Below are 14,887 nucleotides of genomic sequence, written 5' to 3'. Positions count from 1 at the left end.
CGGGGAGCCAGGCCCGGGAACGGGCAGACTACTGGTTGCGGCGCAGGTGGCGCATCTGCGAGCGGGAGGCCAGCGTGTTGCCCAGGACGTCTCCGGAATCCTCGGGGGAGGGGCCGCCCCCGAAGCCGTATTCGGCGCCCGGCACGTGGGGAATCTGCGAGGTCGCTGCCGGCATCGGAGCGATCGCGGGGGAGAGGGCCTGGCGCGGAGTCAGGTCCGGCGCCTGGACGGGCACCCTTCCCTCAATCCGGCGGCTCGGCGTGGTCCGTTCGGCCGGCTCCGCAGGCTGGGGCAGCTTGGAGGCCTTTTTCGCGGACCTGGAATCCGCCGCGGGGGTCTCCTCGGAGGTGTAGTAGTAGTACTGCCCGTAGTAGCCGTACCGGGAAGCCCCCGCACCCCGGGTGGGTACCTGGTTCAGGATGGTGCCGAGGATCCGGCCCTCGACGCGGCGGAGGTTGTCCAACGCGCGGCCAAGTTCGTCGACCGTCGTGGAGCCGGCCTTGACCGCAACCAGGGCACCGTCGCCGATCCGCGCCAGGATGGCGGCGTCGGTTACGGGCAGCAGCGGGGGAGAGTCGATGAGCACCACGGCGTCGCGGGAAAGTTCCGTGAGCAGGGAGCGCATGGCCTTGGAACCGAGGAGTTCGCTGGGGTTCGGGGGGATGCGGCCGGCCCCGAGCACGGACAGTTCCGGGACCGGTCCATACGGCTGGAGGACGTCGTCGATATCCGCGCTGCCGCTCAGGACGTCGGTCAGGCCCGCCCCGGAGGGCAGTCCGAAGAATTCGGTCAGGACGGGGCGGCGGAGGTCTCCCTCGATCAGGACGGTGCGGCGGCCCGTGCCGGCAATCGCGACCGCCAGGTTGGCCGCCACGGTCGACTTGCCCTCGCCCGGCACCGATGAGGTGACCACGATGACCCGTGGCGGATTGTCCACATCGGTGTAGGAGAGGTTGGTGCGCAATTCGCGCAAAGCCTCGATGAAGGGGTGCGATTCGCGGTCCGCGTGGTCGATGCCGCCGGTTTCGATAATCCGGCGGCCGGCGGCCGAGCGGGGATCGCGCGGGATGGTTCCCACGACGGCGGCCCCCAGCCGTTCGATTGCCTCGACAGAGCGGATGCGCCGGTCCAGGTGGTTGCGCAACAGGGCATAGCCCAGGCCCAGCGCCATGCCCACCACGCCGCCCAGTGCCAGCGCCAGCTTGGTGTTCGGGGAAATGGGCGCGGTGGGGAGCACGGCCTTGCCGAGAGGGGCAATCTGGACAGCGGGCTCGGACGCGAAGGCGTCCTTGGAGCCGGAGGGCGCCACCGATTCGATGTCGGTTGCCTGCTCCGCGAGGGCTGCCACCCAGGCGTTGGCCAGGTCCTGTGCCTGTTCAGGGTCCGTGGAGGTCGCGTTAATACGGATTTCCGCGGTGTTGGTGGGAACGGTCACGCTGATGCGCTCCAGGAGGGCGTTGGCGCTCGTGGAGAGATTCAGTTCCTCGATCACCCGCCGGGCCACCGGCACGGTAAGGGCGATGCTCTTGTAGCTGGTGGCCTTCGATTTGGCCAGGTTGTCACCGGCCAGGGCCATGGTGATGTTATCGCCGCCAGCCGCCACCACGAGCCCCGACGAGGAGGCCTGGTAGATGCGCGGCTGCAGGAGCGTCCAGCCGAAGGCCAGCAGCACCGTACTGAGCAGGATGGCGACAATGCCCCGCCAGTAAGACGCGACCACGGACAGGTATTGCCGGAGATCGGGCCCGTCGGGGCTTCCGTTTACGTCGCTTGATTCCAAGATGCTGTCCCCCATGGGCTCTTTGGCGTGATTCGTCGCGTGCTTAGACTGACTCGTTCTCATTTTAGCCTAGACACAACGTATTACTTATTTTGTCAATTACCGGCGCGGCCCCTGCCGCCCCCGGTGAGGGCCGGGTTGGCCGGGCCCCCGCGGCCCCTTCGGCGCGCGGCTGGTATAGTTGTTCGCAGTGCCCAGGCGAGGGAGCGAATGCGACTCCGTGATCGACGAGGCTAGACGCCCAATACAGCGCCCCTTCCTTTACGGAACGCGTGCGGCATCTAGGCCGGATCCCTGGCCCGGGCAGACCGCTAACCACGCTTCCCAAGGAGACACCATGTCGACCAAGATCGCCGCAGAACTTCGCTCGGACTTCGGCAAGGGCGCTGCCCGCCAGGCCCGCCGCGACGAGAAGATCCCCGCCGTCATCTACGGCCAGGGTTCCGAGCCGGTCCACGTCCTGCTGCCCGCCCGCGAGACCACCCTCGCCATCCGTGGCCAGGCTGCCGCCGAACTGATCCTGGACATCGAGGGCACCGAGCGCAAGGTGGTCGTCAAGGACATCCAGCGCGACCCGCTGAAGCAGATCGTCGAGCACCTCGACCTGCTGGTCGCTGCGTAAGGCCAACAGACCCCTCGCATGGCAAGTGATACCTGGCTCGTGGCCGGGCTCGGGAACCCCGGGCCCGGCTACGCGCACAATCGGCACAATGTGGGCCAGATGGTCCTCGACGAGTTGGCCGCCCGCGTGGGTGGTTCGTTCAAGGCGCACAAGTCCCGTGCCCAGGTGCTTGAGGGTCGGCTGGGAGTGGGTGGGCCCCGCGTGGTCCTGGCCAAGCCCATGACATACATGAACCTCTCGGGCGGTCCGGTGGCCTCGCTCGCCAAGTTCTTCGGGATCGAGCCTGACCACGTCGTGGCCATCCACGATGAGATCGACATCCCGTTCAACACGATCAAGCTGAAGATCGGCGGCGGCGAAGGCGGCCACAACGGGCTGCGGGACATTTCCAAGGCCCTGGCCACGAAGGACTACTACCGGGTGCGCGTGGGCGTGGGCCGGCCTCCCGGGCGGATGGACACCGCGGACTTTGTCCTGCGCGACTTCGGCACCACGGAGAAAAAGGAACTGCCGTTCCTGATTGGCGATGCCGCCGACGCTGCGGAACTGCTGATCCGGGAAGGCCTCCTGGCGGCCCAGCAAAAGTTCCATGGGGCCACTTCGGCGTAGCTTCCGCCGAAACCCTTCCTGCAGTGTTACGGCTCGGTCCGCGCCGGCGTTCCCCGAAATCTTAGCAATGCCAAATTTTTCGGGGGCGTGGCGCAGGATTGTGTCCTGCCTTGACAGGCTCCCTGTACCGGGGGGGCCGGCAGCGGGCGGCCTTTGAGACTGGGCCATCCCCACCCCGCCGCCGGCCCCCTTTTCCTTTTTAAAGCCCCTTCCCCAAGGCCCCGCCCCGGCACCACGCGTTTCCATCGAGTGCGGACCGCCCGGCCGACCACGTGTTTTTCCTCCATATTCAGGTAGGGCCCCCGCTCCGGCACGTGTCAAACCCCAGTAATCACTGTTGCCCCCCACGCGTTTACGGTCCCTGAAGCGCTCCGTAGGATGCACCGAACCGGAGCCCCGGACGGTTCCGGTGGATCGGCCCGCACACACCTGGAACCTGCCTGCGGGCGGGAGCGGGCACATCTTGTTGAGGGGGACAACATGGCTAGGCATATCCGTACAGGCCCGCCCATTGTGGGGGGCACGCCATCGAGGGCGCCGGCAGGGATCCTGCACCGCCGCATGGGCCCGGCGGCCCGCCCGCAGTCCCTGCGGGGCGTGCAGTGAGCGCGAACGCAGGGGTGCAGGGAGCACCGCGCACCCGCGGATACCGGGAGACGGTCCATATCCTGGCCCAGGCGCAAAAAGGCGTCGCGCCCGGCGCCCCGGCCTACTCGGTCCTGGTCAACCGCCGGGCCGGGCGCTACCTGGCGGCCGCCGCGTTCCGTGCGGGCCTGAGCCCCAACGCGGTCAGCGTGGTCAGTGCGGCGTTTACGTTTTCCGCGATCGCCATGCTGGCCTTCGCATCTCCGTCCCCCTGGCTGGGGGCGGTCATTTGGCTGGCGCTGGCGGTGGGGTACGCCTTCGACTCGGCGGATGGGCAGGTGGCCCGCCTGCGCGGGGGCGGTTCCCCCGCGGGAGAGTGGCTGGACCACGTCATGGACAGCGCCAAGATCACGGCACTACACCTGGCGGTGCTCATCTGTGCCTACCGCACCTTCGGGCTGGAGGACCCCGCGTGGCTGCTGGTTCCGATCGGGTACTGCCTGGTGGCCGCCGTGGCCTTCTTCACCATGATCCTGACCGAACAGTTGCGCACCACCCATGCGCTGCGGACCGGGTCCAGCCAGCCCAGGACTCCCGGCACGCGCCTGAAGTCCCTGCTCCTGCTGCCCACCGACTACGGGGTTTTCTGCTTCCTCTTCCTGTTCCTGGGCGCTCCGGCGCTGTTCATGGTGCTGTACACCCTGTTCTTTGCGGCCAACCTGCTGCATCTGGCGATGGCCTTGGGCAAATGGTTCCGGGAGCTGGGCCGGCTGGCCCCGACCGCCCCGGGACGTCCGGCGACCGGCGCGATTGCGGGAGGCAGCCATGCCGGATGAGAACAAGGCAGCCGGCCGGGGACAGGAAACGGCTCCGGCCGGTTCCGCTGTGCCCGCCGCCCGACGCCGCGCCGTCTCCGTAACGGCGCTTGTGGCGGTGGCGGCCCTCGCCGTGGGACTGGGCGGCTACGCGCTGTCCACCCCGCCGGGCGCCGCGGACGATGCCGCCCGCACCGCCGCCCAAGCGGGCGCCGGCACCCTGGCGGACAGCGCGCAGGAGGACAGCGCGAAAACCCCAGCCGCAGCCGAGCCGACATCCGGGGCGGGTGCGGCGAAGGAAAAGGACACCTCCGCTGGCGGGAAAGACGCAGCGAAGGAGGACGGCCCCGGGAAAGCCGACGGATCCCGGGACGTGCCCGAGGTCGCCCCCGACGCCCGCCTGGCCGAAGTCGAGCAGCCGGTGGCCGAGCCGGTCGCGCTCGGGAAAAAGGCCACCACGGAGTCGTTCAAGGTATCGGTCTCGAAAATGGAGGCCATCCAGGGCAAGGCCGAAGGCGTGGGGGAAGTGGCGGGTCCGGCGGTCCGGTTCGTGGTGACCGTGTGGAACACCTCGGACAAGGAGCTGGATCTGGGCGCCGCCGTCGTCACGGCCGAGTACGGCCAGGACCGCATTCCCGCCACGGAGCTGAGCAAATCCGGAGCCAAGGCCTTCCCGGCCACGGTTGCCGCCGGCAAGGACGCCTCCGGGACCTTCGTATTCCAAATGCCTGCCAAGGAACGCGGCACTGTCCGCGTCCTTTTCAACCAATCCGCCAGCGAGCAGGTCGTCGCCTTCGAAGGCGCCGCCTCCACTGGGAAGGGATGAGACATGCTTCCATTGCGCAACCGTTTCGCCGCCATAGCAGTAACCGCCATCGTCTCCGGTTCCCTGGTGTTTGCCGCCGGATCGCCGGCCGCCGCGGACACGGCCCCCGCCGACCCGGCAAACCCGCTGACCCCGGCGACCGTGACCGCCGACGGGCTGCCCACGGTCCAGATCAATGGCGTGGCGTGGACCCAACTGATCATCGGCGACACCGTGTACGTCGGCGGCGAGTTCACCAGCGCCCGGCCGGCAGGCTCTCCTGCCGGGGTCAACGAGGTGCCGCGCGGGAACATCCTGGCCTACAACCTGCACACGGGCCAGCTGATCGACTCCTTCGCCCCCAGCTTCAACGCACAGGTCACAGCCCTCGCAGCATCCCCGGACGGGTCCAAGCTGTATGTGGGCGGGCAGTTCACCGCACTGAACGGGGCCACCGTCTGGCGCCTGGTGGCACTGGATCCCGCCACCGGGGCGCTGGACTTGAACTTCCTGCCCAAACCCTCCACCACCGTGCGCGCCATTGCCGCCACCGAGGACACCGTCTACTACGGCGGCCTGTTCGGGGCTGTGGGGTCCGTGGAACGCCTGGGGCTGGCGGCCGCGCGCGTTTCCGACGGCGCGCTGCTGGACTGGGCCCCCCGGGCCCAGGGGGGCCGGGTGAACGCGCTGGCGCTGTCCCCGGACGGGAGCAAGATCGCCGTCGGCGGTGCCTTCACCACGCTCAACGGCTCCAGTCGGCCGGGCTATGGCCTGGGGGTGCTGGACACGGTCACGGGCACCCAATTCCCGCTGCCCGCCAACGACTTTGTGCGCAACGGCGGAACCGGCGGGGCGATCACCGCGCTTGCCGCGGACGGGACCAACTTCTACGCCACCGGTTACACCTTCGGCCAGACCAGTACGCTGGAGGGCGCTGTCTCGATCAAGTGGGCGGACCTGAGCACCGAATGGCTGGAGGACTGCCACGGCGACACCTATTCCGTGTACGCCGGCGCCCCGGACGCGGTCTACATCGCCGGCCACCCGCACTACTGCGGCAACATCGGCGGCTTCCCGCAGGAAAGTCCGCGAACGATGTGGGAATTCCGCCGCGGCCTGGCCTTCAGCAAGAAGGCGGGCGGCACCATCACGCGGGATGTGCACGGCTACCCGAACTTCGAGGGCCAGCCCCACCCGACGCTGCAGCACTGGTACCCGGACATGAATACGGGCACCTTCACCGGACAGAACCAGGGGCCCTGGTCTGTGACCGGAAGCGGCGACTACGTCGTGATGGGCGGCGAGTTCACGATCGTCAACGGACGGGCGCAGCAGGGCCTGGTGCGTTACACGACGCGCCAGAACGCCCCCAACGCGGAGGCCCCCCGCATCAGCGGCGCCAACTTCAAGCCCACCCTCACCTCTCCGGCGCCCGGCACCGTGAAGGTGCGCTGGCAGGCCAACTGGGACCGGGACAACGAGCACCTCACCTACCGGGTGATCCGCAACGGCAACACCGCCAACCCGGTGCACACCACCACGGCGTCGTCGTCGTTCTGGTGGCGTCCCGGCATGAGCTTCACGGATACCGGGCTGGTCCCCGGGCAGGAATACCGCTACCGGATCTTCGCGACGGATCCCCTGGGCAACGAGGTACGCAGCGATACGGTCACCATCATCGCCGCGGCCGAAGGTCCGGCGGCCAGCGCCTATGCCGATACGGTCGCCGCAGACCGGCCCTCCAACTACTGGCGTTTCGGCGGCGATGGCCAGGCGGCCGGCATCGACCGGGCGGGAAATGACGACCTGACACTGAACGCCGGGGTCGCCCTGGGCGGGGCCGGTGCCCTGGCCGGGGATGGCGACACGGCGGCCAGCTTCTCGGGAACGGCCACCGGCACCGCCCACCCCACTTCCCGGGTCAGGCAGGCGGACACCTTCAGCGCCGAGGTCTGGTTCCGGACCACCACGGACCGTGACGGCAGGATCATCGGTTACGGCAGCGCGGCCGCCAACACCTCCGACCTGATGGACCGCCACCTGTACATGAGCAACAACGGCCAGCTGTACTTCGGCGTGCGGCAGCGCGGTGTCCGGTCCACCGTCAATACCACGGCCCGCTACAACGATGGCCAGTGGCACCACGCGGTGACCACGCTCGGCCCCAACGGCATGCAGCTGTTCGTCGATGGAAAGCGGGTAGCCGGCCGGGCCGACGTGAAGGCGGGATTGGAGATGCCCGGCTACTGGAAGATCGGGGGCGACAGCCTGGCCGGATGGATCACCGCGACCCCAAGCACCGCCTACTTTGCCGGCGACATCGATGAGGTGGCCATCTACCCGAGCGTTCTCAGCGACACCCAGATTCAGAACCACTACGTTGTCGGGACCACCGGCGTTGCGGCCAACCAGGCTCCGGCGGCCAGCTTCACTTCCTCGGCGGAGGGGCTGGCGGTTGGGGTGGACGGGTCCGGTTCCACGGATGCGGATGGCACGATTGCCTCCTATGCGTGGGAGTTTGGCGACGGGGCTACGGCTACGGGGGCCACGGCCTCGCACACCTATGCGGCGGCGGGCACCTACACGGTGCGCCTGACCGTGACCGATAACGGCGGGGCCACGCACAGCATCTCCCGCGAGGTCACGGTGACCGCGCCACCGGCCAACCAGGTCCCGGCGGCCAGCTTCATTTCCTCAGCGGAGGGGCTGGCGGTTGGGGTGGACGGGTCCGGTTCCACGGATGCGGATGGCACGATTGCCTCCTATGCGTGGGAGTTTGGCGACGGGGCCACGGCCACGGGGGCCACGGCCTCGCACACCTATGCGGCGGCGGGCACCTACACGGTGCGCCTGACCGTGACCGATAACGGCGGGGCCACGCACAGCACCTCCCGCGAGGTCACGGTGACCGCGCCACCGGCCAAGGAGCCGGCTGGCCCGTTGGCGGTGGATGCGTTCGGGCGGACCGAGACCGGTGGCTGGGGCAGCGCCGAGACCGGTGGAGCCTGGGGCCGGAACGGGTCGGCGTCCCTGTTCGCGGTGGACGGCCGGGCCGGAACGATCCGGATGGGTGCTCCGGGCTCGGGCCCCTCGGCCTACCTGGCCGGGGTCTCCTCGACCAGCAGCGACGTGTCGGTCACGGTGTCCCTGGACAAGCAGCCCACCGGGGGCGGGACGTTTGTCTCGGTGGCCGGGCGCACCACTTCGGCGGGGCAGTACCGGGCGAAGGTGAAGGTGGCCGCCAACGGTGCGGTGACCCTGTACACGGTCCGGGTCGTGGGCAACGTGGAGACGGTCCTGGATTCCGGGACCGTGGCCGGGCTTACCTACGCGGCCGGGGACCGGCTGCGGGTGCGGGTCCAGGTCGACGGGACCAGCCCGACGACGGTGAACGCGAAGGTCTGGCGGGAGGGCTCTGCCGAGCCGTCGGCCTGGCAGGAAAGCGCCACCGACACCACGGCGGGGCTGCAGGAGGCCGGCGGGATCCTGCTGGCAACCTACCTGACCGGTTCCTCCACCAACGCACCGGTAGTCGCCAGCTTCGACGACCTCAACGCCATCCCCGTGGGCTTCGTGGCCCCGGAGGAACCGGCCGACCCCGGGAACCCGCCGGCCGAACCGCCGGCTGAACCGCCGGTGGTCCCGTTGGCGGTGGATGCGTTCGGGCGGACCGAGACCGGTGGCTGGGGCAGCGCCGAGACCGGTGGAGCCTGGGGCCGGAACGGGTCGGCGTCCCTGTTCGCGGTGGACGGCCGGGCCGGAACGATCCGGATGGGTGCTCCGGGCTCGGGCCCCTCGGCCTACCTGGCCGGGGTCTCCTCGACCAGCAGCGACGTGTCGGTCACGGTGTCCCTGGACAAGCAGCCCACCGGGGGCGGGACGTTTGTCTCGGTGGCCGGGCGCACCACTTCGGCGGGGCAGTACCGGGCGAAGGTGAAGGTGGCCGCCAACGGTGCGGTGACCCTGTACACGGTCCGGGTCGTGGGCAACGTGGAGACGGTCCTGGATTCCGGGACCGTGGCCGGGCTTACCTACGCGGCCGGGGACCGGCTGCGGGTGCGGGTCCAGGTCGACGGGACCAGCCCGACGACGGTGAACGCGAAGGTCTGGCGGGAGGGCTCTGCCGAGCCGTCGGCCTGGCAGGAAAGCGCCACCGACACCACGGCGGGGCTGCAGGAGGCCGGCGGGATCCTGCTGGCAACCTACCTGACCGGTTCCTCCACCAACGCACCGGTAGTCGCCAGCTTCGACGACCTCAACGCCATCCCCGTGGAGAAGCCATGACCATCACCCAGACGCGCGCGACGCACGCGCGGCCCGGTGCTCCCCGGGCCGCCCTGCGGCGGCTGAAGAAAAAGGCCAAACGGATCCATGCCCACGTGCTGGCGGCGGGGCTGCGGCTCCGTAACCGCTTCGCCACCGCATCGGTGCTGGGGGAGACGCCGGTGGCCGTGTCCCTGACCAGCTACGGCCAGAGGATCGGCACGGTGGCGCTGGCCATCGAATCCATCGCCCGGGGCCGGGTGCGGCCGCGGGAACTGATCCTCTGGCTCGACGACGCGGACGCCTACGCGCAGCTGCCGCCCTCCCTGCGGAGGCTGCAGCGGCGGGGGCTGAGCATCAGGCTTTGCGACAACCTGGGTCCGCACACCAAGTACTACCCGTACCTGGAGGCCACGGGTGAGGACGGGCGCTTGCCGCTGGCGACGGCGGACGACGACATCCTTTACCCGCGCAACTGGCTGTTTGATCTCTACCGGGGCTACCTGGAGCATCCGGACGCGGTGAACTGCCATTGGGCCAGCGTGGTCGGCGTCGAGGAGGGCGGGATTGCCCCCTACGCCGGGTGGGCACGGTGCCGGGACACCTCGGCGTCGGTGGCGCACTTCGCCACGGGCGTCTCCGGGGTGCTCTACCCGCCGGCCCTGCTGGCGGACCTGGCGGCGCGGGGCCGGGCCTTCCGCGCGGTGTGCCCGTCCACCGACGACATCTGGCTGCACTGGGCGGCCCTTCGCACCGGCACCAAGGTTCGCCAAGTGGCCCCACGGCCCAGGCACTTCCCACTCCTCCCGGGCACGCAGGAACAGACCCTGCTGGCCGGCAACGTGATCGGCAACGGCAACGACGCGGTCTTCTCCAGGCTCTACACGGAGCAGGACGTTGCCCTTCTCAGCCGTGCGCGGGAGGTATCCAGCTTGAACTAGGGAGGATTGCCATGAGACCCACAGCAACGTTCCGAAGGTGGATCGCGGCGGTGATCGGCTTTGTGCTGGTCGCTGCCCTGGGGATGTCGGGGGGCATCCCGGCGGCGGCGGACACGGCTCCGGTCAACCCGAACGATCCGCGGACCCCGGTCACGGTGTCCTCGGATCCGCTGCCCACGGCCCAGCACGACGGCGTCGCGTGGCAGCAGGTGGTGGTGGGAAACACCGTCTATGTGGCGGGCCGCTTCACCCGCGCGCGGCCCGCCGGCGCCGCGCCGGGCTCCCAAACGGTGGTGCGCAACAACATCATGGCCTACGACCTGACCACCGGGGCGCTGATCACGACCTTCGCGCCGTCCCTGAACGCCCAGGCCCTGACCATCGCGGCGGCCCCGGACGGGTCGCGGATCTACGTGGGCGGGGACTTCACCTCGGTGAACGGGACGCAGGTCTGGCGGGTGGCGGCGCTGAACCCCTCCACCGGGGCGCTGATCGCCAGCTTCCGCCCCCGGGTCGGCGGACAGGTGCGTGCCATCACCGTCACCAACTCGGCGGTCTACGTCGGCGGGAACTTCGGCACTGTGGGAACCGCCACCCGCACGCGGCTCGCTGCGATGCGCCCGGCCGATGGGGCGCTGCTGGGCTGGAACCCCTCCGCCAACCTGCGGGTGAACGCCCTGGTCGCCTCCCCGGATTCGACCCAAATAGTGGTGGGGGGCGCCTTCACCACGCTCAACGGTTCCAACCGGCCCGGCTACGGCCTGGGCCGGGTCAACGCCACCACGGGGGCGTCCCTGCCGTTCAACGCCAACAACACGGTGCGTAACGGAGGCAGCGATTCGGCGATTCTTTCGCTGTCCTCCGACGGCACCAACGTCTACGGCACCGGATACATCTTTGGCACCGGAGGCAACCTGGAGGGCGGATTTGCCGCAAGATGGTCGGACGGCAACATCCACTGGGTGGAGGACTGCCACGGGGACACCTACGGGATCTGGGCATCCTCCACCGCGGTCTACACCGCCGGCCATGCCCACTACTGCGGGAACCTGGGCGGCTTCCCCGAAACCTCCCCCCGCACCTGGCACCGTGCCGTGGCTTTCAGCAGGGCAGCCACGGGAGTCATGACACGGGACATCCACGGCTACCCGAGCTTCACCGGGGTGGCGGCGCCTTCCGTGCTCAACTGGTTCCCCGACCTGGACACCGGCACGGCCTCGGGCCAGAACCAGGGCCCCTGGGCCGTGGCGGGCAATGAGCAGTACGTGGTGATGGCCGGAGAATTCCGCAACGTCAACGGCCGTCCGCAACAGGGCCTGGTGCGCTTTGCGGTGCGCTCGCTGGCACCGAACAGGGACGGGCCGCGGGTAAGCGGGGCAAACTTCAGGCCGACGCTGGCCTACCTCTCCCCGGGCACGGTGCGGGTGCGGTGGCAGGCGAACTGGGACCGCGACAACACCAACCTGACCTACCGGATCATCCGCAACGGCAACATTGCCTCCCCCGCGGGTCAGGTAACCCGGGAGTCGACCTTCTGGCAACGGCCCACGCTGGAGTTCACCGATTCCGGGCTGGCTGCGGGCACCCATTCATACCGCATCTTCGCAGTCGATCCGCTGGGCAACGAGACCCGCGGGGATACGGTGACGGTCACCGTCCCGGTTGGTGGCGGGGGCGCGGCCAACACCCCGCCAAGCGCCAGCTTCACTTCCTCGGCGGAGGGGCTGGCGGTTGCGGTGGACGGGTCCGGTTCCACGGATGCGGATGGCACGATTGCCTCCTATGCGTGGGAGTTTGGCGACGGGGCCACGGCCACGGGGGCCACGGCCTCGCACACCTATGCGGCGGCGGGCACCTACACGGTGCGCCTGACCGTGACCGATAACGGCGGGGCCACCAGCTCCACCACCGGCACGGTCACGGCGGGCGGTGCAACACCGCCGGCCGGGGTCCTTGCCGCGGACGGCTTCGGGCGGAACCTGGCCGCCGGCTGGGGGAGCGCGGACACCGGTGGCGCGTGGACGCTGCAGGGCTCGTCGGCGTACTTCTCGGTGGCCGAAGGACAGGGGCGGATCCGAATGGCATCCGGCGGCCAAGGTCCCAGCGCATTTCTGGGCGGCGTGTCCCTGACCTCCACCGACACCACGGTTCGGGTCTCCGCAGCCCCCGTCGGCAACGGCTCGGGGACCTACGTCTCCGTGGTCGGACGCCGCATCGACAGCGCCAACCGGTACTGGGCCCAGCTGAAGGCGGCCTCCAGCGGGGCCTTGACCCTGGCGGTGGCCCGGCAGGCGGGCACCCAAACCACCTTGGCGCAGGCGAATGTCGCCGGCGCCCTCGCTGCCGGAAACCAGGTCAATGTCCGCGTCCAGGTGGCCGGGACCAACCCCACGGCCATCCGGGCGAAGGCCTGGCATGCCGGGGCGGCCGAACCGGCGGCCTGGCACGTCCAGGCTACGGACAACACCGCCGCGCTGCAGGCCCCGGGCGCGGTGGGGCTGGGCGCCTACATTTCCGGTTCCACCACCAACACCCCTGTGGTGGCGACGTTCGACGGCCTGGAGGTCCGGGCCCCGGCGGCAGGATGACCGGGGCAGGGTGACCACGGCAGGATGACCGGGGCGGGCGGATTGGGGGCCAGTGGCACCCGCTGACCTGCGCCCGGGAAGGGTAAGGGGCGGGACTATACAGTCCCGCCCCTTACCCGGGCCCGCCGGGGATTCCCGCGCACGGCCCGCCGGATGCGCCGGTCAGGAGTTGAAGCGGATGCCTCCGGTCTTGCTTTCGGTGAGCGCCACCTTGGTGTCCGCCCAGCGGTTGGTGAACAGTCCCGTCACGGTGGACGCGGACTTCTTGATGATGCGGATCGGGTACTTGGAGCCGCCGCCAAAGTCGAACTGGTTCCGGCCCAGGTTGTTCTCCCTGACCGTCACCGTGATGTTGCTCTGCTTGGAGGCGGTGTGATCGATGTTGATGCTGGTCTGGCCGCCGTCCACGTAGTTGTCCTCCACCACCACGTTCCCGAGCTTGGAGACGTTCTGCTGCAGCAGGATGCCGATACCGGCATGCGGATGCCGCGGGCTGCGGGCGCTGCCGCTGCCGGTCTGGACGAAGGCATCGATGGTGTTGCCCACGATCTTGATGTTGGTGCCGCCCTGGACCTGGATGCCGTCATTGTGGGTGCCGTCCGAGTGCGCCGGGTCGTTGCTCCAGAACGTCAGTGTGTGGATGTAATTGCCGGAGGCGGTGACGTTGGCCGCAGTGGGTCCACCCGGGCGGTTGAAGATGCCCAAGCCGTCGTTGGTGTGCGCGATCTCGTTGCGCAGCGCCGTGTAGTCGTGGCCCACGATGCCGTCGCGGTAGTACGAGGGACGCTGCGGATCCAGCGTGCTGTCCTGGACGACCAGGTTGGAGACATTGGCGTTGGTGGCGTCGATGATCCCGGTGTTGCCCGAGGGGATCTTGTTCCCGCCGTGCAGCCGGCTGTTCTTGATGGTCACGTTCTTGGCACGCACCTTGATGTCGCCCCAGATCTCCAGGCCATCGAGCACCGTGCCGTCCTTGGTGATGACCAGGTCGGCCCCGCCGGTGTTGTAGGGGGTGAGCTTGAGGCCGTCCGGCACGCCGGTGGTGCCGGCGGCGGGCTTGTAGGTCCCGGCCACCAGGGAGGTACGGCTGGCGTTGGTGGACGACGACGGCGTGCCGGTGGAGAGCTTGGCGACCGGTGGGACGCTGGGGGCCTGCACCGGGGTGCTGCCGGCGGCAGCCGCCTGGAGGCTTTGCAGATTGTCGTACGTCGCGGTGATCGGGGCATTCCTGGCTGAACCGGACACGTAAGCCCCCAGCGCGATGCTGCCGGACTTCTGCAGCGACGGCGCGGTATCGGTGCCCGTGGCCTGCCAGGCTGCCGGCTCGCTGGCCCCAGCGGCCCAGGCCTTGGCGGAAACGGTGGTCGGAGCGCTTCCGGTGACCTTCACCCGAATGTTGAGCTTCTGTCCGGCCGAGTACTTCAGGCCGTCGATGGTGCGGGAGGCGATGGCTTTCTCGGCCCCGCCCACCACTCGGGCGGCTTCGACCCGGACCGAACCGTCGGCCTGGATGCGTACCTTGGCGCGGTACTGGTCCGCGCCCACCTGGCGGCCGGTCACGTAGAGGTAGCCGGCGCCGGCGCTGGGCAGCTTGTCCAGCGTGGCGGTGACGGTGGTGTCGGAGTTGGCCTGCGAGAGGCCGGAAAGCGTGGAAGTGCGCCCCTGGCCAGCTGCCAGGGAGATCTTTCCGGCGCCGTTGTTGACGCTCAGGCCCGCGGCCGAGGACCAGGTGCCGCCCTGGGCGGCCTTACCCCATCCGGCGGCCGCCGTGCGGGTGAAGGAATCCTGGGCGAGGGTGGTTCCGGCGGCGTCCGCCGGCGCCGTAGCCGTGAAACCGGCCGCCAGTGTGGCGGCGGCGGCCAGGACGGCCAACGGTCCT

The 14,887-nt window shown here is 69.6% G+C and carries 9 protein-coding genes; 7 read left to right on the top strand and 2 right to left on the bottom strand.

Going from position 1 to position 14,887, the window contains the following annotated elements:
* Window positions 1-28: 28 nt before the first annotated feature.
* Complete coding sequence (locus NCCP_RS05865; protein ID WP_225873698.1) at window positions 29-1,795, bottom strand: tyrosine-protein kinase domain-containing protein; 1,767 nt, start codon at window positions 1,793-1,795, stop codon at window positions 29-31.
* Between the two features lie 322 nt (window positions 1,796-2,117).
* Between NCCP_RS05865 and NCCP_RS05860 the strand changes: the two genes are divergently transcribed.
* The 7 genes from NCCP_RS05860 (at window position 2,118) to NCCP_RS05830 (ending at window position 13,008) form a co-directional block, all read left to right on the top strand.
* Complete coding sequence (locus tag NCCP_RS05860) at window positions 2,118-2,402, top strand: 50S ribosomal protein L25 (RefSeq protein WP_149956301.1); 285 nt, start codon at window positions 2,118-2,120, stop codon at window positions 2,400-2,402.
* A gap of 18 nt (window positions 2,403-2,420) precedes the next feature.
* A complete protein-coding gene (gene pth / locus NCCP_RS05855) occupies window positions 2,421-3,011 on the top strand; it encodes an aminoacyl-tRNA hydrolase (protein ID WP_149956300.1) in 591 nt (196 codons plus the stop codon).
* A 602-nt stretch (window positions 3,012-3,613) separates the two neighbouring features.
* A complete protein-coding gene (locus NCCP_RS05850) occupies window positions 3,614-4,432 on the top strand; it encodes a CDP-alcohol phosphatidyltransferase family protein (RefSeq protein WP_225873697.1) in 819 nt (272 codons plus the stop codon).
* Window positions 4,422-5,237 carry a hypothetical protein gene (locus NCCP_RS05845; protein ID WP_149956299.1) on the top strand — a complete coding sequence of 272 codons (816 nt, stop codon included), beginning with the start codon at window positions 4,422-4,424 and terminating at the stop codon, window positions 5,235-5,237. Before NCCP_RS05850 ends, NCCP_RS05845 begins: the two co-directional genes overlap by 11 nt.
* Before the next feature lie 3 nt (window positions 5,238-5,240).
* Entirely contained in the window at window positions 5,241-9,500 is a 4,260-nt protein-coding gene (locus NCCP_RS05840; RefSeq protein ID WP_149956298.1) for a PKD domain-containing protein, read from the top strand.
* The gene (locus NCCP_RS05835; RefSeq protein ID WP_149956297.1) at window positions 9,497-10,420 is read left to right on the top strand and encodes a hypothetical protein; all 924 of its coding nucleotides are present in this window, start codon (window positions 9,497-9,499) and stop codon (window positions 10,418-10,420) included. Before NCCP_RS05840 ends, NCCP_RS05835 begins: the two co-directional genes overlap by 4 nt.
* An 11-nt stretch (window positions 10,421-10,431) precedes the next feature.
* Window positions 10,432-13,008: a PKD domain-containing protein gene (locus NCCP_RS05830; protein WP_149956296.1), complete on the top strand. Its 2,577-nt coding sequence runs from the start codon at window positions 10,432-10,434 to the stop codon at window positions 13,006-13,008.
* A 162-nt stretch (window positions 13,009-13,170) separates the two neighbouring features.
* On the opposite strand, the gene NCCP_RS05825 is transcribed toward NCCP_RS05830, so the two are convergent.
* Window positions 13,171-14,880 (bottom strand): right-handed parallel beta-helix repeat-containing protein, encoded by a 1,710-nt coding sequence (locus NCCP_RS05825; RefSeq protein ID WP_149956295.1) that lies wholly within the window; start codon window positions 14,878-14,880, stop codon window positions 13,171-13,173.
* Window positions 14,881-14,887 lie beyond the last annotated feature (7 nt).

Origin of the sequence: Zafaria cholistanensis, from assembly GCF_008580665.1 — a bacterium.
In the GTDB taxonomy this organism is placed as follows: Bacteria; Actinomycetota; Actinomycetes; order Actinomycetales; family Micrococcaceae; genus Zafaria; species Zafaria cholistanensis.
The sequence above is the reverse complement of the archived record's forward strand: the minus strand, read 5'-3'. Positions and strand labels throughout refer to the sequence as shown.

Excerpts from the sequence above, each read along its gene's own strand:
- NCCP_RS05865 (WP_225873698.1), bottom strand. The coding sequence starts at position 1,795 with ATGGGGGACAGCATCTTGGAATCAAGCGACGTAAACGGAAGCCCCGAC.
- NCCP_RS05860 (WP_149956301.1), top strand. The coding sequence starts at position 2,118 with ATGTCGACCAAGATCGCCGCAGAACTTCGCTCGGACTTCGGCAAGGGC.
- pth (WP_149956300.1), top strand. The coding sequence starts at position 2,421 with ATGGCAAGTGATACCTGGCTCGTGGCCGGGCTCGGGAACCCCGGGCCC.
- NCCP_RS05845 (WP_149956299.1), top strand. The coding sequence starts at position 4,422 with ATGCCGGATGAGAACAAGGCAGCCGGCCGGGGACAGGAAACGGCTCCG.
- NCCP_RS05840 (WP_149956298.1), top strand. The coding sequence starts at position 5,241 with ATGCTTCCATTGCGCAACCGTTTCGCCGCCATAGCAGTAACCGCCATC.
- NCCP_RS05835 (WP_149956297.1), top strand. The coding sequence starts at position 9,497 with ATGACCATCACCCAGACGCGCGCGACGCACGCGCGGCCCGGTGCTCCC.
- NCCP_RS05830 (WP_149956296.1), top strand. The coding sequence starts at position 10,432 with ATGAGACCCACAGCAACGTTCCGAAGGTGGATCGCGGCGGTGATCGGC.